We start from the raw sequence: 24,524 nt of genomic DNA on the forward strand, positions 1-24,524 counted from the left end.
ATTAAGAATCTAGGTGATTGCGTACTAAAATTTCGTCATCGTATCTGAGCATTAATAGTTTGTCTTCCCAGAAATCAAGTTGTTTGTCAATTTCTTTTTCGCAAAGATATTCTTCAATAATCCATTTGGCATAATTTGCGCCGGCAAGATGGGAAAGAGGATATCCTCCTCCAAATCTTGGGTTTATTTCAATACCAATGACACTTCCATTTTCTTTGTTTACAAAGAATTGAGCGGCTACACAACCCCGCATACCCTTAATTGTGCCCAGATGTTTGTCTAAAAAATTGATAAGTTTACTTTTAACCGTTATACCCTTGCTCACCTCGCCTCCTCTTATCTCAATTCTTTTTCTAGGTACAATACATTTTAATTCACCAGATTTATCATAATACATATCACATGTAAACTCATCATACGTATCTGAACTTAAATACTCCAGAAACATAAGCGTTTCATCTTTGAATAGATAGGGCATTAAGTAATCTTCACTAGTAATTTTGTAAGTGTTAATACTCCTACTACCATTATACGGTTTTACAAAAATAGGGAGTTGATAATTATCTTTTTCATATATTTTAGGAGCTTCAATTCCCATCTCATTGAAGAAGGTATGCGTAGTTCGTTTATCCTGAAAACATGCTATGCGATCTACTTCAGAAATAACTACCTCAATACCTAAATCTTTGAATTTTTTATAGTTCTCTGCCAAAACAGGCAATTCGGTATCTATGGTGGGTATAATCAATGAAATATTCTCATCTTTACAAAGCTTAAGAAGTTGTGAGATGTAATTTTTATCGGTAACTTTTTTGACCTGAAAATGTTTATCCGCTGCGTGCGCTGCCGGTGCAGTTTGCGGATCTAATTCAGTAATAAAGACTTTCCCATGTGGAAATTTTTTTGTGAGTTCTTCCTTAAAGAAATTAAGAAGAGAAACTCTTCTGCCGGCGGAGGTAATTAAAATATTCATTTTGTTATTTGGTAATACTTTCTGTATGCATGAGTAAAGATGTTCCGGAGACTTTTGTGGTTAAAAACGAATCTGATAACACTATATTTAAATGAATCATAAGGACCTCCTTTGAGTTCTTTTAGAGGAAATGCCTCAAGTGCTTTCATTTTATTTAATTTGGAATTTAGCATTTGGGTGTCGTTGCTGCTTCTTGCGAATCGGATGATAAACAAAACACAATACCATTGTTGTTTTGTTTTTAGCATGGCATCACATTGAGCGGCATACGGCAGTTCCAAAGGAATATTTTTACGCAACTCACTTAATTTTTCAATACCAAATTCTATGCTGTTCACGTATTTCTTAATGTGTGCGTCTGTTTTTCTCTTGGTTACAGAAGTTCTATTCTGTCTATATCTATATACGTCTAATTTTGTGTGTATGGTTCTTTTTGCAGAAAGATAAATCATAGGAGTGTAGAAACTGTCTTGAATAAAGTGATCTGATATGAATGCGATTTCATTTTCTACAATAATACTTCTTTTAAAAATAAACCGCCAAACTTCTGGACTATAATAGATTTCTGCGAGAAATTGTAAACCAGTAATGATGTCATATGTATCTTCTATCTCAAAAAATCGAGGTTTTTCATTTGGGTCAAAAGAATCAAAAGTATCTTTTGCAGAAAACCTAAGTACGTCTAAATTGTTATCTAACGCTAATGATAGAATGTGTTTTAAGGTATGAGGGACCAGAAAATCATCAGAATCTACAAAGAAAATATAGGCTCCTTTTGCTATGCTCAATCCAGTCTCTCTAGCAATACCATTGCCTTTATTGGTTTGATTAACTAATGAGAAATTGGCATATTTTTTTTGGTATAATTCTGCTATAGTTTCGCTGCCATCTGTAGAGCCATCGTTCACAATAATTACCTCGTATTCTTTTTCTACCAAATGTTGCGCCAGTATACTGTCTAAACAATCTGCCAGATATGATTTGTTATTGTAGAGGGGAATGATGATGCTTAGGAGCATTTAGAAATCTTTTTATTGAGGTAAAACAAACTACAAATACTAATTTTTTTCAATAATACGTATTAATTTACGAATCAAAGTGAACGGTATAATAAAAGGATATTAACTTCGATATAATGGAAAATAATACAGTTCAATGGTATCTGTTATAACCTCTATATCAGTTACATTTTTCTTCATAACAAGTTCGTTATAAATTTCAGAATTAATTATTTTTCTTCCTGTATAATAAATTACATCTTCATCATGTGGGAAAAATGATTTTTTGTATTTATACAACCCATCTCCATCTTCACGGCCACCACCTAAGATGTAAAATGATTTTTCTTGCATTCTAGCCCAATTCATAATTTCCAATTTTAAAAAGTCATTAGGACGACAATAGAAATACTCATTTAATGTACCTCCTAGAAACGAGTATAAGGTATTTTGGGAGATAAGAATCAACTCGGTAGAGATAGGTGTTTTATCTTTATAAATAACTGCTATTGCACAAGCATCAGCATTCTCTGTGATAATAGATTTAAAGTATTCTAGTTCGTAGAAATAACGCTGGTCTGCTTTATTTCGAACCATAGTTTTAATATAGATATTATAAAAATCTTCTATAACAACTGCTGGAATTTTTTCATGAAATACTTCAATACGAAGACCTTGTTGCAGTGCTTTACGATAATTATTCCGAGCTTTGGGTTTTAAATCATTCCATTGTTCTTCCTCATTTTTAATAATTCCTTTTACATTTTTTAAGGTAGGAATTAAGGTGCCTGTATAATGTAAATGATTTTCATCTAAGCTAAAGCGAATAAACTCTGAAACTACATTGTTTTCAAGATACCATTGATCTACTTTTTGCCAAAATTCAGCTAGGTATATTTTTGGTAAATCTGGTGAAAATGAAGGACCACTGTATCCATAAGGAGAACTCACATCATAATAAGGCATCACTTCATTGTCTATTTCAATTTTTCTTAAAAAGAAAGGCATGACAATTATAGGATGTCCGTTTTTCTTAAATATAAAATAAAAAGAGCGGTCACCCTGATTTTTTGTGTAAGCGTCTGAAACCCTTATTTTATAAAACGGATTATCACAATTAATGGTCGATAGTAATTCTTGGTAGTGCTCCAATTCATATTCACTATTAATCTCCTCAACAGTTAATTCCCAGTTTATGTTCATAGGATTTAAAATTTCAATAAGGCGGTCACATTTAGAAAATAGGATACCTTCTTTATATAAATTTAAATGTTGAACGTCTTTAGAATCATTTAACCACTGTAAGTATATGGCAGGTATATTGGCACCAGCCTCATGAGAAAAAGGATAGCCTCCGCCAAATCTTGGATTTAATTCAAGAACAAATACTTCTTCATTACAAAGAAACACATCACAATCCATATTACCAATATGTTTTAAAGCTTCCCCTAATTTTTTTCCAACGATTTCAAATCTTTGGTCTATAATAGTTTGAGCTTTATCGGTTTCACCACCTCGCATGCTTAGTTTTCTCTTTGCAAAAGTAGCGCAGAAATTCTGGTCAAAATCATTAAGTACATCAAGACCATATTCTTTACCTATAAGTTTTTCTTGTATGATAATGGCTTTTTTTAAATCAAATTTGCTGGCTTCACGTAGAATACTACGTTTGATTTTTAAACTTTGAAGTTTATAAATTAATTCAAGTTCTTCTTGGTTCTCTGCAATATCAACGTTTATAGAAGCACTTCCCCAACGTGGTTTCACAACTACAGGAAAAGAGATTGAACCTTCTTTAATAGCTTTTACGGCAAGATTAAATTCTAAAAAAGTCTTTGGAGTCTTAAATCCGTTAGTTACTAAAAATTGATAAGTTTCCCATTTGTCAAAAGTAATTTGGATGGCATGCTCGTCTGAAATCAATAAACGAGCTCCTGCTTTTTCCAAAATAGCTCTGTTTTTTGATAGTATGGGTAATTCTAGATCGTTTAAAGAAATAATGGCTGTAATCTGGTAATCTTTGATAAGTTTAATGAGTGATGAGATATAACTTGAATGATAAATAGAAGGCACAATAAAGGCTTTATCTGCATCTTTTAATGCTGGTGCGGTGGCATCTTTATCACATGCAAAAATTTGACCCTTTCCATTTAAAGCCTCTTTAAAATAATTAATGAGATAATTACGTCTACCGGCACAGGTAAATAATATGTGTTGTGTAGTATTCAATTTTTAATATTCAAGTTTTCTTTCTAATGGCATCTAAATCTTCTGAAGCCGGAGCTAATTCTATGTTTTGAGATTGAATCACTTTTAGTACGGTTTTCAGCAAAATCTTTACGTCTAGCCAAAGAGAAAGATTTTCTACGTAGCTAATATCTTTAGCTAGCTTTTCATCCCAGCTCAATAAATTTCTTCCCGATACCTGAGCCAGACCGGTGACTCCTGGTCTGATACTATGGCGTATTTGTTCTTTTTTAGTGTAGTAAGGCAAATACCGCACTCTTAAAGGTCTAGGCCCTACCAAGCTCATATCTCCTTTAACAATATTAAGAAGTTGTGGAATTTCATCTAAAGAGCTTTTACGTAAAAAAGTGCCAAACCGTGTCACTCTCATATGATCTGGTAGTAAATTGCCATCTGCATCCGTTTTATCAGTCATAGTTTTAAACTTATAAATAGTAAAAATCTTTTCATTTTTACCAGGTCTTGGTTGCAAAAACAACGGTTTTTTATCATTGGTAAACCAAAGAATTACATATATAATCATCGCAATAGGCGAAACGATAAGCAGTCCAATTAACGCAGCGAAAAAATCAAAAACGCGTTTGAGAAAATTGCGATACATACAACGAGGTTGGTTTAAGTAGTGTTTGTTTTAGTATGATTGGGGGGCGATAATCAATTAAAATTAGCTATTTAGTTTTAACATCCCCAAATTTATAATTATCTTTCTGTTCTACCTTGAGATCATCTATAATTACGCTCTCATTCACATTTTTATCGATAAGAGACCTATTTTTATAACTCAACATCAATTTTTAATTTGACTTTGATGATTATAGGGCAACCAAAAGGCAGTTTGTTATGTGTTTAAAAGATATAGCTATTGAGTTTTTCTGCGATATATTTCATTTCCATAGTACCGTATCTAAAATCAACATGAATGTTGAGATAATAGCCGTAAGAAGTAGGGTTATCTGGCCATAATAGTGATGGATAAATAGTATTTGCTATTAAGTAAGATCTAAGTGCCAACATTTTAGAATGATCTTTTATAAAAAGTGTCAATCCAAAAGTAGTTTCTTTGGGAGCCACAATTTCATAATTCTTAGAAGGATTAATTAATGTTTTTAGAAATGAAAGATTCTTTTTCTTGTATTCAAAATAGTCTATTTCAATATATTTTCTAATTACATTTTTATGATCTCCGCTTAATGTTACCAAATCAAGATTATTGTTCATTTCACGTTCTGCCTCATTTATAAGCGCAAGTGATTTTTGCTTATCTTCTAAGTCAGGATTATCTGCTTCCTGATAACTAGTTTTAAATTGCTGAGCCAGTGTGATGGTATCCCAAATTTTCAAGAAAAGTGTATTGCCTTTTGAGGGAATATCTTTCATAGGTTCTCCAATAGGTTTCCATGCCATAGCGCCTAAAGGCGCAGGAATTGATTTTCGCAATGAAGAAACACAATAATCAGCCTTACTGTTTATGCAAGAAGGTGTGAGCCATCCATGTGAATGGTCTTCCAAAATAGTAACATCTTTATTTCCCTTTTTGATGTTACAAGCATGAACTCCCCAAAAATTATTAATCATTACCAGATCTCCGTCTTCTGCAAAGGCATCTGTATGTATAACTTCTTTCCTGTTTTTTGGATCAACTGCATATACCTTTATATTAGAATAGTTCCTTTTCATCCACCGGGTTACATGCTGGCAGTAGTATTCTGGAATCCAAATAGTAGGTATAAGACGATCTTTTGCTACATTTTCAATCACAAATTTAATGGCATGTCTACCAGTGTAGAACAATTTATGATTTTTTGGATAAAATGTATTGGAATATTGTTTTTTATCTGTGATGCTAGTGTCCGCCAAAGCAAACATAGACCCAATTCCCTTTTGTTTGATATCTGCAATAAGATTTTCCATTCTGAGCAACTGAAAAATACAGGTGTAAACACCTATATTTGAATATTATTTATCAAAAATTAATAGGGTGAATTTAGGAAAAAAAATAGTTTTCATAGGAGCAAGGTTTAATGTTTTAGAACAACTGCTTAAAACCGAGGATCAAGCGTCTCTGCAAATCTTTGCACTAGAGAATAGTTTTCTATCAAATATTCTGGATAGAAAACAAATAGCATATAGTTCTTTTAGTATGAGTGATAAAAAAAAAATTTTGACTAACATTCTTGAAATGGATTTTGACGTCCTAGTTTCTAATGGATGTCCGTTTATTTTACCTACCAATAAGTTTAAAACGCATCAAACACTTATCAATGTACACCCTACATATTTACCTTTATTACAAGGTAAAACACCATTGAATGGGGTTTTCTATAATAATTACGATTTTTATGGAGCAACTATGCACTATATTGACGAGGGAATTGATACAGGTGCCATCATTCATCAAGAAAAAGTAACCCTAACACCAGATATTGACCTTGGTTTGTTATACTATCTTTCTATGAAATTAGAAGGAACTGTTTTTGCTGCGGGATGGGAAGTTTTAAAAGCAAATGCATTTGCATACACAGGAAAAAAGCAAACAGGAACGTCCAGCTATTTTAACCGTACAGTTGAAATGCAGCATTTAAATTTTGAAAAAGATACTAATAAAGAGCTCCTTAGGCTTATTAAGAGTTTTGGAATTTCTTCTCAGGGATGCACAGCAGAATTAGAAAAGAAAGAATATGTGATTTTTGCTGCTGAAGCTATCATTCATTCGGCCTTGTTAGAGCAATTTAAAAATGCTACGCCTGGCACCATAGTCTTAGTATATGATGGAAAACTCTTAGTAAAAACCATAGACGGAATTCTTAAAATTACCAATTATAAAAGTAAATCATAAGTTCGTCTATGTTATTTTAAGATGCTAATTGGAGTTTACTAAAATGGTTACGATATGATCAATTTTATGAATAAATAAAGTGGAAGTTCACTTATAGTATTTTCGTAAATATGGAATTTTTATACAAAATGAAGGTATAAATTTTAGATATAGTAATATTTTAACATTTTTTTTAAAAAAAACAAAAAAAATAACATGACATATCATATTAAAGAAAATAATTATTAATTTGTAAGAAATTAAATGTGTTAAAATTTTATAAATCTTAAAGCATTTATAATTTTATAGATACGTTTTACATAATTATATTATCTGTATTTATGTGATTAGTTCTGAATACTTGTATTATTGACAAATTCAGGTTCTATAAATGCAAGAGTAGCAAAAGCTCAAATTTAACGATCTGGAAAGACTAAATTTTCAGGTTTTAAGAAATAAAATAAAGCCAAAGTTAAAGGTTCTGATCAAATGGCAGCTATTGTAAGCCAAGATGCGCGAGCTTTATCAACTAATCAACTTTACATCTTAAGTTTTCATAGAAACATTTATTGAGTATGTCCAGAAAACAAACTCAACGATTCGTTTAAAAATAACAAGTATCATATACATTTAGTCCTATTGTTTTCTTTCTAAAGAAATACAATTTATTTCTATATAAAAATCATTCCTTTTATAAAAAACAGCTGTTTCCTCTCAGGAAGTGCGGTTTATTGTTTTTGAAAATTACTAACTAAATAAATTATAAAATGACAAAACTATTTTTTCACAGAAAAAAAATCAAAAAATTACCACGCTTATTTTTGCTGCTAACTTTAGCAGGTTTTTTAGCTTGTAACTCAGATAATTCAGAAGTAGATTCAGCATCTGGTGAAGTATCTTTAAAACAGGTGGTAGAAACATTAGGTGGTATAGATGCCATAAAAGAATTAAACACTATTTCTTTTACTATAGAGGGAAGCTCTTACGAATATGGCCAAGATATTCCACATATTGAATCTCCAATTAATGACTCTAATTATCAATTAGAGGTCTCTAAAGTGCTATCTGAAAGAAAGGTAAAGCTAGAACACGATTTTATTAATTATAATTATCCGTTTGCGTACAAAGGTTCTGGAAATACCTTAATAATAGATAATTTTGAAGGAAGTATCTCTGGCGAATATAATTTAGTATCTATTTATTCTGGTAACCAGAGTGCGGTTGGTATGCATGCAAGTAGGATAGAAGCGGTACTAAAAGTTCAAAAGATGAGTAATCCTTTAGAACTTTTAAAAGAATTAATGGAAGAGTATGACCTTTCCCAAAAAACAACTAGTAATTCATTTCAATTACCTACTGAAATAGAAGGATTAGCTATAGAAATTTTTATTGATCCAGAAACATTTTACCCTACTAAAGCAGTGGTGAAAGAATCAGATTATTTGTACGGAGATATTTTATTTCAAATTACATATAGTGATTGGGAAAACACAGGAGACTTTCAATTTCCTAAAAAATTAAGCCATTTAATTAACAATAATGAGATTAGAAATGAAACTATTTCTAACGTAATTATAAATCCAGACTTTCCGCAAGATTTTTTTAATATTGAAACTGCTACTCCTACTATTTATAATCTCATTGAAGGCAAAAATGGAATTTATTTTTCGCAATGGTATTATCGATTATTCTATCAAGCGTTGCCTATGGATCAATCTATAAATATAGCGTTGGCACTTGAAGATGTAGATTTATCTCAATTTAATATAGGAAGCCAATATGTTAGTGAGGATATAAAAATAATAGGGAGACCAGATGTTACTATTTGGCCAGTAGCTATAAGAACTGATTCTGGAGTATTAATAGTTGATACACCTTTAGGTGAGAAATGGGCAAAAAGCGTTTTAAATGTGGTTGCTAATGAATTTCCAGGAGAACCTATTGTGGGGATTATTCCATCTCACATGCACAATACACACTTTGAAGGGATAAGGACATTTGCGTCCAAAACTTCAGATATATATGTTGGTAAGGGAGGTGTAGAATTCACCAATTTTGTATTGAATCAAACACATTCGTTGGTCCCGGATTTATTAAGTACTTCAAGTAATTCTGTAAAGATTAATGAAGTGGAAGGGGTTACCTATTTAGATGGAGGTTCTGTTGAGATCCACCTTTTAGAATCGGAAAGCATAGGAGGAAATCCACATGCTGAAGATTTAACTATTGTATATCTTCCAAATGAAGGGATACTGATACAGGCCGATTTCTACTATTCTGGACTGTTAGAAAATGTTTTTAATAATTTGACATTTAATACATTTCCGGAAGAAGTTAAACAATCCTTAAAATCTAGAGCTCAATTTTTGCTAAATTTTATTAGTGAAAAAAACCTTAGTGTAGAAAAAATAATAAGCCTACATGGAGGCGTAACAACAATTGAAGACGTTCAAAATGTAGCAAATTATTAATAGAAGTAAACTATTAAGAATACAGCATATATAGAAATTACACATTCCATTCTTATTCCATATTTATTTCAACCTATATGGACGAGAATACTATTTTAATTACTAAGTCAATTAAGACTTGTTTATAAGTTACCAATATATTTTAAATCAATTATTATGAAGTACTTCTATTGTTTATTAACAATAATTACATTAGTGTCCTGTTCGTCAAATGATGAAACTGAGCCTACAAACCAAATTAATCTATCATTTTTGAATGAAATAAGACCCAACTATTTCAATACATTAAATTTTAACAAAGCAGCCACTATTTCTGAAATCCCTGAAAAATTAAAATCTTTTAAAGCTAGTTACGATGATTATACGGAAGAGTATGAAAATGGCGTATATCAAAGTTCGGTAGATTTAGAAAATATGAGGTTAGCAAGTATGTATTATTCATTTTTTATACAAGCTGTTGTTAAAGCTCATTTAGATGGCATTATTACTTTTGAGGATATCAAGGGAAACAGCACTGAAGGACTTTTTTCTAAAACTTTGGTAAGGTCTGAAAATTTTAAGGATTTAGAACTGAACGCTATGATGGAGACTGCAGAAAAGGTCTCTCTTTTAGCTTTAGACATTAATGGTTTAAATGATAGAGCCTATGGGTTTTATTTAGGAGTTAAACAAACCCAAGAGCGTCTAAAGAATACAGATTATTTTAATGAAGAAAAAGTGCAGGATTTATTAATTCAGTATGTACAAGAAGAAATTGAGGATACTACTTTTTTCACTGAATGGAATGTTATTATGACGTTAGTATTCTTTGATGACTATAATGACCCTCTGAATGGGTATGACAATCCAAAAATGAATATTGTTTTAAAAAATGTTACTGACAGATTAAATCCAGAAGTACTCCCAGAAGATGACATAAATTATATTGGTTTATTAGGACCTGTGTATATACTGGATTTAATTACAAAGAAGTTAGATCACACTTTTAACAATAGCGAAAGTATCTCTGCCGAGGAACTTGAACAGATTAATTTTTTTGTAAACACCTTATTTACTGTTAAAGATATTATTTTAAATGATAGAACGGTTCTTTACAATTCATGGGATTTTAAAGAGACCGTAGATCTTAGATTTCAAAAAATGCAAGAAATAAAATCGTATGTGAACGATTTAAACTCCGGAATTAATAGTGAGATTCCAGAATTAAACGAATTCTTTAAAACTAGAGACTTTAGACAGGCATACCAGTGTTATTCATGCCATGCATCTCCTAACTAAAACTTTATATTTTAATTATTTAGTTCTTAGGGAATAAGAAGATGGACTAAACAAAGGCATGTGAAACTCATGCCTTTCTTTAGTTAAAAACTAAATTGATGGTGAGTTTTGCTTAAAAAAAGAGTTGTTTTTTAAAGCTTTTTGGGTGACTAGATAAAAGCCAATAGCAAAAGATAACGAACCTAAAAGACTAATTCCTCCCACAATTAAAAAAATCATAGTACTTCCAGCATCTACAAAATTTTCCTGAAGAAGATAAGGCCAGATAAGTTGATAAAATAAAGAAACCAATAGTGCGATCAATGCCCCTGTTAAAAGGAGGATTCCTTCTAAAGATATTTTCTTAATAAGATAAAGTATACAGGCAATGATAATAATACACTGCGGAATTAAAAAAAGTAAGGCGTTTATAAGGTTATAGGCTGCATCTGTTACCATCTGTAAATTGTTAAGTTATAATTTTTTCAATATTTGATTTTGAGTAAATATAGGTATTTAGGAGTATTAATTATTGAGGATGAAATTTTACACATATTCTATGAAATTGAGTTTGATTTTTTTAAAATCAATATATTTCTTATGAAGTATGCTATTGTTAAAGAAAGTTTCTTAGGAGACATTAATAGTAATTTTACAAAGTATAAATTTAAGGTACCGTTCAGAGGAGAAATGTAAATTCATAAACTCTTTTGAAGAAAATAGAGCTTAAAGAACTAAAATTTAATAGAATGAATACCGTTTTAGTCTTTTCGACTAAAAACACATCTGTAAATCGAAGATTCATGAATGCCTTCATACAAAACAGATATAATATGAACTTAAAAGTGTCTTTTCTTTGCGTTCGCCCCTAGACAAGCAAAGAAAATGAACATAAGTAACTCATATACAACAACTTTAATAATTAAAAGATCCTATTTAAGATTAAAATATAAAACTGAAATTAGATCGAACTCCTTTAGATTTGATTTATAATAACTTTTTTGTTAGAAACTTTGTTTTTCACTTACTTTTTATTGGAAGGGTCAAGATTAGTGAGGTAATTGTTCACCATCATTTTACGTTTTCCTGAGTGTAATAACGGAATTTCATCTACATATTCAAACGTAATACTAGCATCTTTGCCCAAGGTATCTAAGTATTCTTTTTTAATAGCTTCTTCGCTGTTGAAGTCTTTAGTTATGCAGAGTTTAAATTTGTATTCCTTCTTACCTTCCTGTATCATTTGGGTCTGCAAAATGCCGGGATATTTAATCACATGCATAGAGACAAATGAAGAGAGAATTTCTCCTTTTGTGTTCATAATCACATCCATTTTTCTTCCATCTACTCTGGTAAGTTTTATATTACCTACAGTTCTGTCTTTATCAAGTACGCCAACATCTCCTGTATCATACCGTATCATTGGCATCGCATAATTAAAAAGATCTGTGACTACAATTTTTCCTGGTTTACCATCTTTAACGGGTAGGTTTGTAGTAAAGTCTAGTACTTCTACGATATAGCTTGCAGTATTAATATAGAAATCATCTCCTTTATTTGGTAATTGTTGGGCTATGATACCGTTTTCCATATTAGAATAACGCGAAACTACAGAGCAATTAAAGAAGTATTCCATTAATTCTTTGGTTTCTTTAGGAAGACTTTCGGAGATGGCAATAATTGATTTTATATTATAATTTGTTGGAGATTTTTTAGCACGCTGCATGTAGTTCACAAGTGTGTTATAATAGGATGCATAGCCAATAAAGCCTTTTGTAGAGGTATCTTTTTTTAATTGAGTGAGTAAGTCTTCTATTGCTTTATCCTTTAAATAAGAGGTCTCAATTGGCACCACGTTTTGTAAAAAAGCAAGGAACTTGTTTTTGGCAACGTTAAAAGTCCAATGCCGCATATAATAAAGGGTGTTGCCAATTTCAAACCCGGCTTGTTCTGCAAAGAAAAAAACATCTGCAGCATTCCTGTTTTTTTTATTAGCATCTTGGTATATCGTGAAAGGGGTTCCTGTAGAACCACTTGTGGTGAGTTTATGTAATTGGTCTTTTTTATAAAGGGGGGAGAGAAACAGTTCTTGTTGTTTTCTAATGTCATTTTTATCTACTACCGGAAAGTCTTCCAATTTTGTAGAATGGACTAGTTTTTGATAATAAGGAATGTTATTACTAGTGTACTGCAGGAGTTGTTTAATTGTTTGATTTTGCTGAACAATAGTATTATTGTTGGTAGGATATTGCAGTGCTTTTGAAACTTGGCGGTAATGCTTTCTTACGGGAGCTCCTTTTAAAAAGTCGAGGCTCCAATAAGCAGTTTTTCTAAGTTTCTGTGTCAAACGCATTCTATAATCTTAAATATTAAACATGATTTGATTTTTTTTAGCTTCCAAAATCATCGCATAAATTCTAGAGATTATGCTCAATAAGAGAAATGAGTTGCTCGTTAATAAGTTTTACATCAAATTTGGTCTCTGCTAGCTTACGACTTTTAATTCCCATTTCTTTTACCTTAACCGGATTTTTCAAAAAGAATTCTAAGGCTGCTACCAATGCCTCTAGAGAACGTGGTTCTATAAGAATTCCGTTTTCACCAGAAGTAACTGTTTCTTTACAACCAGCTGTATTTGTAATAATGATAGGCATTCCAATAGAAAGCGCCTCTAGACTGGAGCGTGGCACCCCTTCTCTATAAAATGTGGGGAGTACAAAAACATCAGAAGCAGTGAGATAGTCTTCTATATTATTCTGTTTACCATGATGTACCACAATCCCTTTATCATGATAGTCTTTTAAGGTATCTTTATGAATGGCAGATGGAGAAGCTACTGATACATCTCCTAGAATATGAAACTCTGCATGCGGATAGATAGGTTTTAATTTTTCTGCAGCCTCAATTAATAGATGAATGCCTTTCTCGCGAATTAAACGAGCTACAAAAACAAAAACCATTTTAGTACCATCATTTTCTTTAATTCTTCCGGGATACTTATCTAAATTAACACCAGAACCATTTACAATGGCTACTGGAAAATTAGGTGAAAGAATCTTTTTATGCAGAAATAATTGGTAATCATCTTTATTTTGAAAGATGACCATATTATTTGATTTTAGTGCATATCTATACATGGTTTGTGTTACCTTTTGTAGCGTTCTGGCTTTTTTAGACATTCCGCTAAAGGTATACCCAAGACCGGTGATTAATGAAAAAACAGGCAGATTAAGTGCTCTGGCGGCAATAGAGCCATATACTACAGGTTTGATAGTATAAGGGAACACAATATCTATTTTTTCCCGTTTCATTAATTTTTTTAACTCAGCAATAGTTTTTAAATCTTTTAAGGGATTTAAGCCAGCACGTTGTAACTCAAACTCTACAGGTTTAGCGCCTAATTGAATTAATTCTTCTTTAATCTCATCATCAATATCAGGGGAGGCAGCTACCACATCATAACCTGCTATAATCAGGTCTTTGATAAAATCTCCTCTAAAATGTACGAGAGATTTAGCGAAAGAGGCGAGTAACAAAATTGTTTTATTTTTCATTATTTCTTGCGTTATGCCTGATAATTAAACTGATACCATTTCTGGAAACAATAAAAAGCCCAGACTCTAAATGTATTGTCACTTTTACTACTTAAATGGTCTTTTACCAATTGGGTAATTACCGGAATATTGAATAATTGTTGTGCTTCTAGCCTTGCGGGTTCTATATAACTTTCCAGCTCTTTACGCAGACTTTGTCGCAACCAATCACCTACAGGAGACCCAAAACCGCTTTTGCTTCTTTCCAGAAAATTTTCAGGAAATTGATCTCTAAAGGCTTCTTTAAGAATATGTTTTTTATTCCATCCTTTCATGAGATAACTCTCTGGAAGGGTATTAGTAAACTCCCATAGTTCTCTATTGAGAAAAGGAGCTCTACATTCCAGTGAATTCATCATACTAGTGCGGTCTACCTTGGGTAGCATTCCGCCTTCAAGGCTCAAAACCCTATCAATCATTCTAAAATGGGTGAGGGTAGTGGCTTTATCAATATTTAATTTCTTTTTGTATTCACCAAACAAATTAGCATCAAACAAGGCAGGGTTTAAAATTTCTTCTAGTTGTGATTCTACATTGGCGAGTGAAATAATATCCCAATAAAACTGACCGTCATAATCTATGGTATTAAGGAGCTTACGTATTTTAAAACGCTTACCTCGGCTGTCATCTTTAGTAGCAAGCAGGGGGGTAGTTGCCTTTTTTACCAAACCGTGTAAATTTTTTGGAATTATAGAGGTATACCTCTTATTCATTTTACCAATATAGTATTTATTATAACCTCCAAAAACTTCATCACCACCATCTCCTGTTAATGCTACCGTTACATACTCTCTTGTTTTTTGTGAGATCAGATGGGTTGGTAATGCAGCCGTATCAGAAAAGGGTTCATCAAAATTTACAAGAATATCATGTATACTGTCTTTTAAATCGTCTTCATCTATTACAAACTCATGATGATTACTATTAATTAGTTTTGCTACTAATTGCGATTTATCAGTTTCATCATACCGTACTTTTTTAAATCCAATAGAAAAGGTTTCTATTTTTTTATTGGTGGCTTGCGAGAGACAAAGGGAAACAATAGAAGAATCAACACCACCAGAAAGAAAAGTTCCTAGGGGTACATCAGAAACAGATCTGCTGTTAACACTGTCATATACCATTTCCTTTACTTTGTTTTTTGCATCGCCAAAAGAAATAGATTGCTCTTTTGGAGCAGGTTCTTCACAAATCTGGTTAATTTCTAACGCATGGGTATTTAAATCATAGGTTATACAATGATTTGCTTCCAGTTTATAAATGCCTTCATAAATTGTATGCGGTGCGGGAATATAGGTGAGCCTAAAAAAAAGATTAAGCCCCTTGGGGGAAATAGGGGGTCTTGTTGGCAAATGTTTTATGATTGATTTTAGTTCTGAAGCCCAAAGGAAACCATTTTGTGATTGGGTATAATACAAAGGTTTTTCACCAAAAAAATCTCTTGCTATAAACAGTTTATTGATACTTCTGTCATAAATACTAAAACCAAACATACCATCTAACTTGCTAAAAGCTGCTGTACCTTCTTTTTCGTAAAGCTTAAGAATTACTTCGGTATCACTGGTAGTTTTAAAGGAAACACCGGCTGCCTCTAATTGGGATTTTAATTTTCTGTAATTATAAATTTCTCCATTAAAAACAATAACAATTGCATTATCATCAGAATACATAGGCTGTTTACCAGAAGTAAGGTCTATAATGGCTAGTCTGCGCATTCCCATTCCAACAGTAAAATCATTTTCAGCAATAGCTACTTGCCCGTCATCATCAGGTCCGCGATGAATTATTAAATCATTCATTGCTTTGAGCTGTTCATGCATTTGGGCTTCCGCTATGGGTTGCATTGTAATTATTCCATTAATTCCACACATGGTTTATTCTTTATCGATGTATAAATTCTTTAAATCGGTTATAAATGCTGGGTAATTCATAGTTTTTTGCTCTTTCGAGGCTTAGTTTACTATATCTTACCCGTTCATTAGGGTGGTTTTGTAAATATTCCAGTGCTTTTGCCAAGGCTTTATCATCATCATTACTTACAAGTATCCCATATTGAGCTTTGAAAAATTCACCTTTATTTATAATTGCCTCTGCATTATCATGTAACAATTCTAGAGGTCCGGAAAGGCAGTTAGTAGAAATGCAGGGAAGTCCAGCAGCCAACCCTTCCAAAAGGGCATTAGGAAATCCTTCAGTATGGGAAGACAGTACAAAACAATGACTTGCTACCAAATAATCATTTACGTTTTTAACGTTCCCTCCAAACGTAATGCTTTTTTCCAAATGCGCTTCTCTTGTCTGTTGTTCCAGTTCTTTGTCTAAATACCCTCTACCCAGAATGGTAAGATGAAAAGTTTTAGGAATTCTTTGTAGGGCTTTGATAATCATTCCCTGATTTTTTCGGTGATTGAGCGTGCCTACATTGATAACTTTTAATGACCCTTCAATGGTTAATAATGATTCTGGCTTTACTGTTTTTTCAGGTAACTCTATTGGGTTATATACTACTTCCATGGGAATTGTAATTCCAAAATTTTGTTTTAAATCTTTATTTATATATTCTGAATTAGAGAATAATTTATAACAACGGTTGTAGAGCAGGGGATAGGCCACTTTTGAAATGTAAAGGGAAAGTTTACTAGAGGTATTGTCTGATGGAAAACCTCGTTCACTCACATACGTTTTTACCCTTTTATTGAATATGGATACAATTCCATTCACCAAATTAGGAAAAGCGAGAAAAGAAACGGCATATTGAATTTTTCTTTGTTTAAGAAGTTTGTGGTATTTATAAATAAACCCAAGGGTCTCGATAATTTTTTGATAAAATCTTCTATCCGGCCCTTTCTTAGAAAAAATAACCACATCTACACCTTCAGGGATAGGAAAATGAATTTCATTATAAAATAAGACTAAGGTTACCTGATATTCCTTTACCAGTTCTTTGAGCAGAAGACTAATTACTTTTTCTGCACCACCGCTGGTAAGGCTTATATCAAGAATACTTATCGTTGGTTTTTCTGCCATCTTAGATTATTGTTTATAAATAAGGTCTTCAAACAATTGTTGATACTCACCAATGATCCTTTCTTCATTGAATTTTTTATATACAGAATCTCTTATTTGTTTAGGATCCCATTCTTTATCTTCCTTCAAATTAGTAAGGTAACTTGCTTCATCCTTTACCAAATACCCATTAATATTGTGTTCAACAATCTCTTTGGTACCGCCAGGAACGTCAAATGCAATTACTGGAGTTCCCACAACGCAACTTTCTAACAATGCATTTGGAAAGCCTTCTACATAAGAGCCTTGTAAAAAAAGGTCATTTTCTGCTAGGTATTTATTAACTTCTTTGGTGAAGGGAATATGATTGATTTTATCAAAAATACCTAGTGATTGCGCTTTGATAAAAATGTCATTTTTTAAATCACCATCTCCTATAATTGTATAGGTGAAAGGAACTCTTAGCTTAGATAAAATAGAAAGTATTCTAAAATGGCCCTTAACCTCCGTTAGCCTACCAACCGTAATAAATCTTTTGACATTTAAGGAGGTACTTTTTTCTTTTAAAGGAGGGAGATTTGAAATAGGGTTGTTTATAATGCGTATTTTGTTAGGTGAGACTTCATAATTTTCAGCCATGTCTTTGGCCATATCGCCAGATTGGCATATAAGTGCATCTAACTTTTTATAGCTGTTTTTGATAAGTGATGAGGGGTATAGCCGTCTTTTTTTCTTTTTTTCTCCTTTACGAAAACTTAGTACAGTTGCTTCACGTCCTACAAATTTTGTTTTTCTAAAAAAAGGTGAGATTATAGCCATAGCAGCATTGAGGTGTGCTATAGAACTTACTACAATCGCCGGTTTTGCTTTCAGGAGAAAAAATAACATGCCTGGTATCGCATGTAAGACTCTTGTTTTATTGAGATAGGTTACTTTGATTCCTTTAATATCATAAGCGCTATCTTTTTCAAATCCAGCAATAAGCAATTGTGAATTGAATCTTTCCGGATTTAAGTTCTGTGAAACAAAAGAAATAATCCGTTCTGCTCCGCCGGGAACCAGTGAAGGAAGTACAAATACTATATTAATTTTTTTGGTTGGTTTCATTCTACGCTTTGAATAATTTCACTTAATGCGATACTTACTTTTCTAGCCCCTTTATAATTAGTATGATGATAATCAGAAAAGTCACTATCTTTTATATCAGTGAGTACTCGGTTAAAGTCATAAAAAGGGATTCCGTTTTCTTTGGTATAGGAAGCAAAATAATCTCCTTCTTGAGTTAATTTACTTAACTTTTTTCTCGATGGAGGATATGGGGTACGAATGGTAATAAATTTACAATTAGATTTTTCTAAAAGCGTACGAATTTTTCTTTGATAAGAATCAAAACGTTCTTTGCTAAATGAGGTATTCTTAAAATTTGAGATAGGCGTGAATTTGTCAATTTGCTTTTGCGTAACTATGGTAGTATCAAAAAGAAATCCCCTTATCCAATGATCTTCTATTTTTTCAGGTCTATCTTGTTTTAAAATAAACGATAGATCATTTTTGATATAGTTTTTAAGCTCTACCATGGGAATTAAATAATTTACAATACCTTCTGCTCCATAACCTTTTGTCACCAAATTGAATTTTTGTTTACTGGAGTTGAAAAAGGAGGCATTAGAGAATATTTGATAGAATTCGTGCTCTGTATCTGCTGATGGGAAAAAGAGATCCATCACAACAAACTTGGGTTGTTGGTATGCTAAGAGTTCTTTTAGCATATAATAAGTTTCTGCAACATCTTGCGCAGAAGTACCCATATTATAACTCTTAAGTCCCGTTATGCTATCTAATATATTTGGGTTGTAGGCCGTGTAGGCACGACTAGATCCCATAATAATAAGATCATAGGTGTTTTTTTGAACATGTACATCTGTCCATTTTAAGTAGTTTTTATGCGTTTTATTAAGAATTGCTTTTTTTACCGGTATTTCATAGATAAATGCCAATAACATATTGATTGCTAGAAAAGCAAGCAAAAACAATAGGCATCTTATTAAAAATGTTTTCATAAGCATCAGAATTGAAAGTAAATAAATTGCTGTTGCTCTCCACTAAAGAGGATGATAAGACTTATTAATCCAAAATAGAGTATCCATCTTGCAAACCATGGTACTTTGGTATTTGTCTTGAACTCTAATCCATGTTGTTTGGTACGCTGCAACCATTCAACAATCAATAAGAGACCAATAAAAGCAAGTACTTTCATGGGTAATACAGTTGGTATTGAAATAAAGTTGGAACTAAACATTTGAATAATGTAGTCTATAGCTGTAGTTACATCTTTAGCTCTAAAAAAGACCCAGGCGATAAGGGTGATAAAAAATGTTAACAGCATTTGAAACATTTCACGAATTCCTGGAAGGTATTTACCTTTGGCTACCACATCTGTGTGAATTCTGTTTCTGTCAAGTAACATCAATGGTAAAAAATAAATCGCATTAAGTGCCCCCCAAATAATATAGGTCCAGTTAGCACCATGCCAAAACCCAGAAACCACAAAAATAATCATCGTATTGCGAATTTTCATTTCAAGTCCACCTCGGCTACCTCCTAAAGGGATATATAGATAGTCTCTAAACCAGGTGGAAAGAGAAATGTGCCATCTTCTCCAGAACTCTGCAATGTCTCTTGAAAAGTAGGGAAAAGCAAAGTTTTGCATCAGGTTAAACCCAAACAATCTTGAGGTTCCGATGGCGACATCAGAATAACCACTGAAATCACCATAAATTTGAAATGCGAAAAAGAAAGCTCCCATAAGCAAAGTGCTCCCAGAATAGGATTCGTGATCGTTAAAGATCAAATTTGCATAGTATGCTGCATTATCTGCAATTACAATTTTTTTGGTAAGCCCCCACAATATTTGTCTTAATCCATCTTTGGCCAGTAAATAGTCAAATTTTCGTTTTTGATAAAATTGTGGTAAAAGATTCGTGGCTCTTTCAATAGGGCCAGCTACTAATTGTGGAAAAAAGCTAACAAAAGCAGCGAAGGCTATAAAGTTTTTGGTAGGTGTGAGCTTATTTTTATAAACATCAATGGTATAACTAAGTGTTTGGAAGGTATAAAAACTGATACCAACCGGAAGCAATATTTCTAATCTCTCTGGACTCATATCTTGACCAAAAAAGCTAAAAGCGGCTACAAAATTGTCTAAAAAGAAATCGTAATATTTAAAAAAGCCAAGAAAGCCAAGATTTACTAAGAGACTTGAAGTAAGAAGTAGTTTTCTTTTTTGAGTATTGGTTTGGCGCGCAAGTGCTATTCCAATTCCATAATCTAAAACAGTACTGAATAAAATAAGACCTAAGAAACGCCAATCCCACCAGCCGTAAAAAAAGTAACTGGCAGCAACAATAAGCAGATTTTGTAGTTTTAGATTTTTGTGTGTAACAAACCAATAAAGCACAAAGACTACAGGCAAAAATATTGCGAAATCAACCGAATTAAATAACATTAGCTACAGTTTTAGGATAACGATATTTATATGGATCATTACTGGAATCAATAATATATGCCAGATATACAAACAATGCAATGAGGTAGGGTTGATTGATAACGCTTTGAAGGCTCAACATAAAAATACACAATACCATAAGAATAGGTATTGTAAAGAAACGCACTCCGGGGGGAGCTTTGATTGCATTTTTAAAATACATAAACAACATAAATAAAAAGACCAATAAGGCAAGAATTCCTGCATCTGCCCAGACGCCTATAATGGTATTATGACCTCTTTGCCCAATTGCAAAATCTACTCCGTTACCCATATAAGGACTTTCATATACATATTCTAATAAGTTAGCAAGTAAATCATCTCTACCTGAACTGTCTACTTCATCTGTCTTAAGGGTGAGAAGGTTAACAAGATTATTAATTTTAAATTTTTGATGTTCTGTCAAATTTAAGCCACTAGTAAGTGAATTTAGATTAATCATGGCTATGTAAAAAATGGGTAATAGTATGATTACTAAAAAGATTCTCTTAGGAGTAAAGAACTTATGGTTTAGCATGACCATACTTATGGCAAAAACAAAAAAGCCTGTAGTAGAAAAGGTAATGAACAGGCAATACACCATAGTGGCTAATAAGGCTATTTTTACTATTTTTTTCGCTTTTGTAGTGGGATTGTAATTTTTAAAAAGAAATATAAAAGATAAAATTGCTACGAGTGCGGCATTATTTGCATCCCCGAAGACACCACCAGCACGGTCTATTCTATATTGATAAATACCTCCGTGGTCTATACTGAAATTGATCTTAAATAAATAAATACAAAGAATGGAGGAAACTACAAAAGCTACGGTTGCGACCTTTTGAAATAGTTCTCTGTTTTCTGGGATACTTAAGTACACATAAAACCCAAAAAAATAAATAGTAGGTATGATGCTTTTGGCCACCTGTGCTGGATTGTCGTGATATGCACTTGCTATAATAGCGAGTACGTAGTAAACAACATAGAAAACACCCCAGAGACGTGCAGTATCGGAGAACTGACCGCTCTTTTTTAAATTCAGAGAAATACCAAACAGAATAAGGCCTATATTACCATAAGCAATCAATTGTGCTAGTGCATTTGAAACAAAAACAGTTACGAATACTTGTGCATTAAAAGTAGATATCACAAATGGCATCAGAAAGCATATGATGTTTGCAATTCTCATTGATTAATCTTTAATAGGTTGGTAAAGATATGCATGTATTTTTGGTAGATTACTTCAATTCTGAATCTTCCTAATGATTTAATAGCATTACTCCCTAGTTCTTGCCTTAGAGAGTCGTTATCAATTAATTTTTGAAGTAATTCTGCCATTTTATCAGGATTCTGATTTTCTACAAGCAATCCACTGATTTTATCTTCAATAATATCAGAAGGTCCAGTAATACAGTCGTATGCCAAACATGCAAGTCCTTGAGACATTGCTTCTAATAGTACCATTGGTAAACCCTCAAAGCGGGAAGGTAGTATAAAGATTTCTGACACCTTCATTATATCGGCAACCTTATCAGAAAATCCGGTAAAAATAACCTGATCTGAAATACCGTGTTTTGCGGTGAGTCCTTGTAGCATTGTGAGTCCTTCGTTTCCAGCTCCTATCATTTTAAGCTTCCATTTTGGATACTTTTCAAGAACGGGTGCTATGAGAGGTATAAGGTTATCAAACCCTTTGTGATGATACCTATTGAGATCACCTACTGCAATAATTACTTTTTCACGTTCTGGATTCCTAAGGTCTAAAGCTTTGAATGTACAGGGATTAGGCATCACTTCTACCGTTGCCTTGTGTTTTTTATAGAAAGGAACATCATAAGCGGTTAGTACCGTTAAAACATTTGTGAATCTGTATAAATACTTCTTGGTGAAGGCTCCTATTTGATCTGTTTTCTTTAGGTGATTGTTGTGTTCTGATGAAACAGTTTTGATGCCATAAAGCTTGCTTACCAGAATACCTATAAAATTACCATGCGTCATGAATGGAATCATTACCTGCGGACGGTTTTTTCTTTTTGTATAATACTTGGTAAGGTTTAGAATACTCCGAATGGTATGATTTTTAATGTTTCCTTGATGTAATTTTACTCGTTTCACTTGAGGATCTAACTCAAAATCATCGGGCTCATTAAAGGTAATAATAGAAATGTCATGTCCTTTAGAGGAAAAGTAATTAGCCAGTAAAACCATGACCCTCTCCGCTCCGCCTCCTACTAAAGAATTTATGACAAAATCAATTTTCATCGATATTTAGTTTTTTACGTTTAATTTGTATTAATAAGAGTCAATTTGTATTGTTTATAAGTATAAATAAAATAAATAAAACTACTAATAATGTATACAATAGTAGTACTCATAGCCAAACCATAGAGGTCATATTTTTGTACGAGTATAAAATTAAGAATGATATTTAGGAAGAGATTGAGTAATGAGGTCCATGCCATAAATTTATTCTTATTAATACTAGTAAGAAACTTTACTAAAATAAGTGTGCAGAGATAGAAAGGAACATATACAAAGATAATTCGTTGTACTCGCCCTACAATGAGTGTATCTTCAGATGTAAATTCATTGCGTTCAAATAATAAAGAAATAATATCATTTGAAAAAATAAAAGCACCTACTGTTACTACAGCAGCCCCCACAAATACAATTTTTAAGATGTAAAATAGCTGGTCATATGCTTTGTGAATATTATCGCTAATAAGTCTTGAGAAATGAGGCAGCAGTACATTACCTAATGCCAAAATAAGAATGCTTACCATAAAGGCTGGTATCTTAACCCCGTAATTAATGGCAGTAATTGATCCTACTACGAGTTGTGCTGCAAAAAATTGATCTACAAAATTATTGAGCCCAGTAAGAAAGCCCGAGGATACTTTAGGAGGTAGCTGGCGGAGCATAAACCTAATATTCTTATTAAGGGCAGGTTTTCCAATAATAAGGTCTTTAAATTTAAGTGATATAGCCAAAAGAAAACCAAATTCAATAAATGCCCCAGTTAAGGCTCCTTTTGCTAAAACGGTATCTCCCAGTTCTTCTCTAAAGAAGAGCAAAAATATAATTACGGTCACTGCAGAAATTATTGGAAAAATAGTGGAGAATAAAAATCTGTTTGCCATATCCAACAATCCGCTCATTAGCGAAGAAAATCCCCAAAAAAACAGACAAGGTAAAAGTATAAAAAGTTGTTTTTTAATCAATAAATAATAGGCATCCGTATGTCCTGGAAAAATTAAATCTAGAAATATGTCTGTAGATAAATAGGCAATAAGAACAGAAAAAAGGGCTATAACAAAGGTAATAAGAAAAACTACCGCCTGAAAGCGACCTTTATCTCCTCCTTCTTTAATTTCAATGATGTAATTAGGAATAAAAATATTCTTAAGAGCATTTATAAATACATTTTGAATAAAAGACGGAACAAGAATAGCTATAAAAAAAGTATCTAAAACATCTGAGAGACCAAATGTACCTGCCACTAGTGTTTCTTTATAAAAAGCCACCAGTTTTACGGTTACAGACGCACCTCCTACAATCATCATATTTCTGATGAGTGGATTGCGCAAAACGTTTTTTACGCCAACCAATAGCTTCTGAATACTAAGTGATGGCATGTGTTT

19 protein-coding genes are annotated in these 24,524 nt (G+C 32.5%); 3 read left to right on the forward strand and 16 right to left on the reverse strand.

Annotation, left to right across the window (positions count from 1 at the left end):
• Position 1 precedes the first annotated feature (1 nt).
• The 5 genes from WBG07_RS15065 to WBG07_RS15085 form a co-directional block, all read right to left on the reverse strand.
• Complete coding sequence (locus tag WBG07_RS15065) at positions 2 to 973, reverse strand: ATP-grasp domain-containing protein (RefSeq protein ID WP_340202352.1); 972 nt, start codon at positions 971 to 973, stop codon at positions 2 to 4.
• Positions 970 to 1,992 (reverse strand): glycosyltransferase, encoded by a 1,023-nt coding sequence (locus WBG07_RS15070; RefSeq protein ID WP_340202353.1) that lies wholly within the window; start codon positions 1,990 to 1,992, stop codon positions 970 to 972. The genes WBG07_RS15065 and WBG07_RS15070 overlap by 4 nt, the downstream gene beginning before the upstream one ends.
• Positions 1,993 to 2,094: 102 nt before the next feature.
• Positions 2,095 to 4,200, reverse strand: a complete 2,106-nt coding sequence (locus WBG07_RS15075) for a GNAT family N-acetyltransferase (RefSeq protein WP_340202354.1) — start codon at positions 4,198 to 4,200, stop codon at positions 2,095 to 2,097.
• A gap of 10 nt (positions 4,201 to 4,210) precedes the next feature.
• A complete protein-coding gene (locus WBG07_RS15080; RefSeq protein ID WP_340202355.1) occupies positions 4,211 to 4,819 on the reverse strand; it encodes a sugar transferase in 609 nt (202 codons plus the stop codon).
• A gap of 245 nt (positions 4,820 to 5,064) precedes the next feature.
• Positions 5,065 to 6,129 (reverse strand): hypothetical protein, encoded by a 1,065-nt coding sequence (locus tag WBG07_RS15085; protein ID WP_340202356.1) that lies wholly within the window; start codon positions 6,127 to 6,129, stop codon positions 5,065 to 5,067.
• A 67-nt stretch (positions 6,130 to 6,196) separates the two neighbouring features.
• Here WBG07_RS15085 and WBG07_RS15090 point away from each other — a divergent pair, with 67 nt between their 5' ends.
• The 3 genes from WBG07_RS15090 to WBG07_RS15100 all read left to right on the forward strand — a co-directional run bounded on the left by WBG07_RS15090 (position 6,197) and on the right by WBG07_RS15100 (position 10,782).
• Entirely contained in the window at positions 6,197 to 7,054 is an 858-nt protein-coding gene (locus tag WBG07_RS15090; protein ID WP_340202357.1) for a formyltransferase family protein, read from the forward strand.
• Positions 7,055 to 7,800: 746 nt separating this feature from the next.
• Positions 7,801 to 9,504 (forward strand): MBL fold metallo-hydrolase, encoded by a 1,704-nt coding sequence (locus WBG07_RS15095; protein ID WP_340202358.1) that lies wholly within the window; start codon positions 7,801 to 7,803, stop codon positions 9,502 to 9,504.
• A gap of 156 nt (positions 9,505 to 9,660) precedes the next feature.
• Positions 9,661 to 10,782 carry a hypothetical protein gene (locus WBG07_RS15100; RefSeq protein WP_340202359.1) on the forward strand — a complete coding sequence of 374 codons (1,122 nt, stop codon included), beginning with the start codon at positions 9,661 to 9,663 and terminating at the stop codon, positions 10,780 to 10,782.
• Positions 10,783 to 10,872: 90 nt separating this feature from the next.
• Here the strand turns inward: WBG07_RS15100 and WBG07_RS15105 are convergent, their stop codons facing one another.
• The 11 genes from WBG07_RS15105 to murJ form a co-directional block, all read right to left on the reverse strand.
• Entirely contained in the window at positions 10,873 to 11,220 is a 348-nt protein-coding gene (locus tag WBG07_RS15105; protein ID WP_340202360.1) for a hypothetical protein, read from the reverse strand.
• A gap of 565 nt (positions 11,221 to 11,785) precedes the next feature.
• Entirely contained in the window at positions 11,786 to 13,114 is a 1,329-nt protein-coding gene (locus WBG07_RS15110; RefSeq protein WP_340202361.1) for a CoF synthetase, read from the reverse strand.
• Between the two features lie 64 nt (positions 13,115 to 13,178).
• Positions 13,179 to 14,315, reverse strand: coding sequence for a glycosyltransferase family 4 protein (locus WBG07_RS15115; RefSeq protein WP_340202363.1), 1,137 nt, complete (start codon positions 14,313 to 14,315; stop codon positions 13,179 to 13,181).
• Positions 14,316 to 14,326: 11 nt separating this feature from the next.
• Entirely contained in the window at positions 14,327 to 16,225 is a 1,899-nt protein-coding gene (gene asnB, locus WBG07_RS15120; protein WP_340202365.1) for an asparagine synthase (glutamine-hydrolyzing), read from the reverse strand.
• A gap of 10 nt (positions 16,226 to 16,235) precedes the next feature.
• Positions 16,236 to 17,381 (reverse strand): glycosyltransferase, encoded by a 1,146-nt coding sequence (locus WBG07_RS15125; protein WP_340202367.1) that lies wholly within the window; start codon positions 17,379 to 17,381, stop codon positions 16,236 to 16,238.
• A gap of 6 nt (positions 17,382 to 17,387) precedes the next feature.
• Positions 17,388 to 18,467 (reverse strand): glycosyltransferase, encoded by a 1,080-nt coding sequence (locus WBG07_RS15130; RefSeq protein WP_340202369.1) that lies wholly within the window; start codon positions 18,465 to 18,467, stop codon positions 17,388 to 17,390.
• Positions 18,464 to 19,420, reverse strand: coding sequence for a hypothetical protein (locus WBG07_RS15135; protein WP_340202371.1), 957 nt, complete (start codon positions 19,418 to 19,420; stop codon positions 18,464 to 18,466). Before WBG07_RS15135 ends, WBG07_RS15130 begins: the two co-directional genes overlap by 4 nt.
• A gap of 5 nt (positions 19,421 to 19,425) precedes the next feature.
• The gene (locus WBG07_RS15140; RefSeq protein ID WP_340202373.1) at positions 19,426 to 20,865 is read right to left on the reverse strand and encodes an MBOAT family O-acyltransferase; all 1,440 of its coding nucleotides are present in this window, start codon (positions 20,863 to 20,865) and stop codon (positions 19,426 to 19,428) included.
• Positions 20,855 to 22,072, reverse strand: coding sequence for an O-antigen ligase family protein (locus WBG07_RS15145; RefSeq protein WP_340202375.1), 1,218 nt, complete (start codon positions 22,070 to 22,072; stop codon positions 20,855 to 20,857). Before WBG07_RS15145 ends, WBG07_RS15140 begins: the two co-directional genes overlap by 11 nt.
• Complete coding sequence (locus WBG07_RS15150; RefSeq protein ID WP_340202377.1) at positions 22,069 to 23,145, reverse strand: glycosyltransferase family 4 protein; 1,077 nt, start codon at positions 23,143 to 23,145, stop codon at positions 22,069 to 22,071. The genes WBG07_RS15145 and WBG07_RS15150 overlap by 4 nt, the downstream gene beginning before the upstream one ends.
• 20 nt (positions 23,146 to 23,165) lie before the next feature.
• Positions 23,166 to 24,518, reverse strand: a complete 1,353-nt coding sequence (murJ, locus tag WBG07_RS15155) for a murein biosynthesis integral membrane protein MurJ (RefSeq protein WP_340202379.1) — start codon at positions 24,516 to 24,518, stop codon at positions 23,166 to 23,168.
• Positions 24,519 to 24,524 lie beyond the last annotated feature (6 nt).

Source organism: Ascidiimonas meishanensis (assembly GCF_037782385.1).
GTDB lineage: Bacteria > Bacteroidota > Bacteroidia > Flavobacteriales > Flavobacteriaceae > Ascidiimonas > Ascidiimonas meishanensis.

Coding starts and splice junctions, on each gene's coding strand:
- WBG07_RS15150 (WP_340202377.1), bottom strand. CDS start 23,145: ATGAAAATTGATTTTGTCATAAATTCTTTAGTAGGAGGCGGAGCGGAG.
- WBG07_RS15065 (WP_340202352.1), bottom strand. CDS start 973: ATGAATATTTTAATTACCTCCGCCGGCAGAAGAGTTTCTCTTCTTAAT.
- murJ (WP_340202379.1), bottom strand. CDS start 24,518: ATGCCATCACTTAGTATTCAGAAGCTATTGGTTGGCGTAAAAAACGTT.
- WBG07_RS15130 (WP_340202369.1), bottom strand. CDS start 18,467: ATGAAACCAACCAAAAAAATTAATATAGTATTTGTACTTCCTTCACTG.
- WBG07_RS15105 (WP_340202360.1), bottom strand. CDS start 11,220: ATGGTAACAGATGCAGCCTATAACCTTATAAACGCCTTACTTTTTTTA.
- WBG07_RS15085 (WP_340202356.1), bottom strand. CDS start 6,129: ATGGAAAATCTTATTGCAGATATCAAACAAAAGGGAATTGGGTCTATG.
- WBG07_RS15080 (WP_340202355.1), bottom strand. CDS start 4,819: ATGTATCGCAATTTTCTCAAACGCGTTTTTGATTTTTTCGCTGCGTTA.
- WBG07_RS15145 (WP_340202375.1), bottom strand. CDS start 22,072: ATGAGAATTGCAAACATCATATGCTTTCTGATGCCATTTGTGATATCT.
- WBG07_RS15135 (WP_340202371.1), bottom strand. CDS start 19,420: ATGAAAACATTTTTAATAAGATGCCTATTGTTTTTGCTTGCTTTTCTA.
- WBG07_RS15095 (WP_340202358.1), top strand. CDS start 7,801: ATGACAAAACTATTTTTTCACAGAAAAAAAATCAAAAAATTACCACGC.
- asnB (WP_340202365.1), bottom strand. CDS start 16,225: ATGTGTGGAATTAATGGAATAATTACAATGCAACCCATAGCGGAAGCC.
- WBG07_RS15115 (WP_340202363.1), bottom strand. CDS start 14,315: ATGAAAAATAAAACAATTTTGTTACTCGCCTCTTTCGCTAAATCTCTC.
- WBG07_RS15100 (WP_340202359.1), top strand. CDS start 9,661: ATGAAGTACTTCTATTGTTTATTAACAATAATTACATTAGTGTCCTGT.
- WBG07_RS15125 (WP_340202367.1), bottom strand. CDS start 17,381: ATGGCAGAAAAACCAACGATAAGTATTCTTGATATAAGCCTTACCAGC.
- WBG07_RS15070 (WP_340202353.1), bottom strand. CDS start 1,992: ATGCTCCTAAGCATCATCATTCCCCTCTACAATAACAAATCATATCTG.
- WBG07_RS15110 (WP_340202361.1), bottom strand. CDS start 13,114: ATGCGTTTGACACAGAAACTTAGAAAAACTGCTTATTGGAGCCTCGAC.
- WBG07_RS15140 (WP_340202373.1), bottom strand. CDS start 20,865: ATGTTATTTAATTCGGTTGATTTCGCAATATTTTTGCCTGTAGTCTTT.